Annotated in this window: 4 protein-coding genes and 1 pseudogene; all 5 read left to right on the forward strand. The window is 71.4% G+C overall.

Going from position 1 to position 3667, the window contains the following annotated elements; translation table 11 throughout:
- A pseudogene (locus tag AN216_RS30395) lies at positions 1 to 410 on the forward strand (hypothetical protein); the annotation flags it as partial.
- A gap of 340 nt (positions 411 to 750) precedes the next feature.
- Positions 751 to 1485 carry a YcnI family copper-binding membrane protein gene (locus AN216_RS21880; RefSeq protein WP_070198431.1) on the forward strand — a complete coding sequence of 245 codons (735 nt, stop codon included), beginning with the start codon at positions 751 to 753 and terminating at the stop codon, positions 1483 to 1485.
- A gap of 58 nt (positions 1486 to 1543) precedes the next feature.
- Positions 1544 to 2209, forward strand: coding sequence for an SCO family protein (locus AN216_RS21885; RefSeq protein ID WP_070198432.1), 666 nt, complete (start codon positions 1544 to 1546; stop codon positions 2207 to 2209).
- Entirely contained in the window at positions 2206 to 2715 is a 510-nt protein-coding gene (locus AN216_RS21890; protein ID WP_070198433.1) for a copper chaperone PCu(A)C, read from the forward strand. The genes AN216_RS21885 and AN216_RS21890 overlap by 4 nt, the downstream gene beginning before the upstream one ends.
- A 137-nt stretch (positions 2716 to 2852) precedes the next feature.
- Positions 2853 to 3667: copper resistance CopC family protein (locus tag AN216_RS21895; RefSeq protein WP_139140977.1), on the forward strand; the 815-nt coding region annotated here is incomplete at its 3' end.

Here is a 3667-nt window from a genome sequence, read left to right on the forward strand (position 1 = left end):
GGGCCGGCGGCGGGCACCCGGGCGCGGCACCGGACGGCTGGTTCGAGACCGTACGAGCCACCGTGGCCTGCTCCCTCATGGAACTCTCCACCGCCATGCTGCTCAGCCACCTGCTCGCCGCGCTAGCCACCGGCTGGCTGCTGCGTCGTGGCGAAGTGGCCCTGTGGCGGCTGGTGCGCCTGTCCGTCCCGGTGACGGCGCTCACCCACGAACTGATCACCGTACGCCGATTGCGGACCGCCCTCGGCTGTGTCCGTGCCCTGTGCGCCGGGCTGTTGCCGGACGCGCCGGCGCATTCCGGGGGAGCGGGGGCGTACGGCCCCGAGGTACTCCGCTCCGTGCTGCCGCACCACCGGATTCGTACGCGAGGGCCGCCGGTCGCGCAGGAGAGCCTCGCCCTGGTGGCGTGAGGCGGGACCGCGAGCCGTGAGGCGGGCAACAGCGGCCCAGCGGCGGCGCTGAGCTGCGGTCCGCCGTTGCCGCACGAGCCCGACGGGCGGGTGCGGCAACGGACGGATGACCGGCGCGACGTGCGCTGCGCTCCCGTGTGACCCGTACGGGCCGCAGACCCGGCGTCGGACCGCGGCCCCGGCATGCCGCACGCACGAACCGCCCGCACTTGCCACGCGCACCCGCGTACGTACGGCCCCGGGCCCGGCGGGCCCGTGCGGCCCAGGACCCGTGCGGCCCTGGGGTGCCGGCGCGCCACCGCACCAGACCATCTTCCAAGACGTTCAGAGGAACACCCGTATGAAGCCTTCGTTCACCACGTGTCCGCGCCTCCCGGTCGCCGGCGCGATCGCCGCGGCGACCGTCCTGCTCGGGGCGGGCACCGCGAGCGCCCATGTCAGCGTCGATCCGGAGAAGGCCCCGCAGGGGGACTACGACACGGTCGCCTTCAAGGTGCCCAACGAACGGGACGACGCGGCCACCGTCCAACTCGAGGTGCACTTCCCCACCGACCAGCCGATGGCCTCGGTCATGCCGGAGCCCGTACCGGGCTGGGACGTCAAGGTCACCAAGAGCAAGCTGGACAAGCCGCTGGAGGCACACGGACAACGCCTGTCCGAGGCCGTCAGCAAGATCACCTGGACAGGTGGCGAGATCGACCCCGGACAGTTCCAGCGGTTCCCCGTATCCCTGGGCGAACTGCCCAAGGACTCCGAGCGGATGGTCTTCAAGGCCCTCCAGACCTACGAGAACGACGAGGTCGTGCGCTGGATCGAGGAGCCACGAGAGGGCGAAGCGGAACCGGAGCACCCGGCCCCGGTGCTGCAACTCACCGCGAACGACCCAACCGGCGGCACGGACGACGCGGCCAGCGGCGAACAAGCCGACTCAGCCGTGACCGCCGCCACCGACGACGAGCCCGCGGAACAGGGCGGTACGGACAGCACGGCGCGAGTGCTCGGCGTCATCGGCATCCTCACCGGAGTCGGCGGCATCGCCTACGGGGTCCTCGCCGGTCGGCGCCGTGCCGGATGAGCCCGCCGGCCTCCGCCGACCACCCAAGCCCGCCCCCTCAGCAGTTCAGGAGACCCGAATGCGCAAGAGCGGAAGAATCCGGCTGGCGGCCACCGCGCTGCTGGCTGGCAGCCTGGTCCTCACCGCCTGCGGCGGCGGGGAGGACGACACGTCCGGCGACAAGCCCGCGCAGGTCAAGAACGAGGACCAGAAGAAGGGCAGCGTCCAGCTGGATCGCCCGTTCGAGAAGCCGGACCTCACACTGACCGACGACAACGGCGAGGAGTACGACCTGATCGAGGAGACCAAGGGCGAGCCCGTACTCCTCTACTTCGGCTACACGAACTGCCCGGACGTGTGCCCGCTGACCATGAGCAACATCGCCGTGGCCAAGTCCAAGCTCTCCAAGAAGGAACAGGAACAGCTCAAGGTCGTCTTCGTCACCTCGGACCCGAAACGGGACACTCCCGAGCGGCTGGACAAGTGGCTGCGGATGCACGACCCGTCCTTCGTCGGTCTCACCGGGGAGTTCGCCACCATCCAGGCCGGCGCCCGCTCCGTGGGCGTACACATCGAGAAGTCGTACGAGAAGAAGAACGGCGACATCGTCTCCACCCACGGCGCCCAACTCCTCGCCTTCTCCCCCAAGGACGACAAGGCGCACACGATGTACACCGAGCAGAACGCCACCGCGAAGGTCCTGGAGCGGGAACTCCCGGCGGTCATCAAGGGGGAGAAGCCGTGACCCGTCGAGCCCCGGCCCGCCGCCGTACGCTCGCCACGTCGCTCGCGCTCTGTGTCAGCCTGGCGCTCGGCGCCTGCTCCTCGGACAGCGAGGACGGCAAGGACGGCAAGGACGGCAAGGACACAGCGGCCGGCTCCGGCCCCCGACTGCGGGTGACCGGCGCCTACATGCCGCAGCCGACCATGGCCGACATGGCGGCGGGCTTCATGGTGGTGCGGAACGACGGCGGGGAGAAGGACAAGCTCACCTCCGTCACCAGCGAACTCTCCGACACCGTGGAGATCCACGAGACCGTCGACCAGCAGATGCAGCAGGTGAAGTCGCTCGCGGTGCCCGCGAACGGCGAGCTCCAACTGAGTCGTGGAGGAAACCACCTCATGTTCCACGACCTGATCCGCAAGCCGGAGAAGGGCGACAAGATCACGCTCACCCTGCACTTCGCGAAGTCCGACCCGGTGAAACTGTCCGTGCCGGTGAAGGCCGCGAACCACCAACCCGCGCGGTGAGGGCCTGAGACGTGCTGCTCACCACCCCGTGGCGCGGCTTCCGCGCCCGGCGCCCGAACGCCGTGGCCCCCCGGGCCCACGACGTTCGGGCGCCGGGCGTCCGGCGTCGGCTGGCCACACTGTGCGGAACGCTCTGGATGCTCGCCACCGTCTGCGCGACGCTGCTCGGTACGGCCACCCCGGCCGCCGCGCACACGACGCTGACGGGCAGCGACCCGGCCGCCGACACGGTGGTGGCCAGCGCGCCGGAACGGGTCACCCTCGACTTCTCCGGCGGCATCACGCTCGCCGAGCGGCGGATCCGGGTCCTCGACCCGGACGGTGACCGGGCGGACACCGGCGAACTGCTCGACCAGTCCGAGGGCGAGCGCGTCACCTACGCCACCACGCTGCGCGACGACCTGCCGGACGGCACGTACACCGTGGTGTGGAAGGGCGTGTCGTCCGACAGCCACCCCGTCTCCGGCGCCTTCACGTTCTCCATCGGCGCACCCTCGGAAACCTCGGTGGAACCCCCGGCCCCCGCATCGGACGGCGGCGTCGGCTGGCTGTACGACCTCGCCCGGTACGCCGCGTACGCCGGTTTCGTGATGCTGTTCGGCGCCCTCGCGTTCCTCCTGACCTGCTGGCCGGACGCCGCCCGCGTACGCGGCGTGCGGCGGCTGACACGCGCCGGCTGGCTCGGACTCACCGTCGCGACACTGGTGCAGTCGCTGCTGCGGAGACCCTACGTCGAGGCCGGCGAACTCTCCGACGCGCTCGACCTCACCGCCCTCGGCACCCTCGCGGAGACCGGGACGGGCACCGCGCTGCTGTCCCGGCTGCTCCTGCTGGCGCTGGTGCCGGCCGCGTTGGCGCCACTGCTCCATACGTCCGCCCGTACGGACGCGGGCGCGGGCACGGGCGCCGGCACGGGCACAGGCACGGGCCAAGCCGCTCCGGCGGGTGCGGC

Origin of the sequence: Streptomyces oceani (assembly GCF_001751245.1) — a bacterium.
GTDB lineage: Bacteria > Actinomycetota > Actinomycetes > Streptomycetales > Streptomycetaceae > Streptomyces > Streptomyces oceani.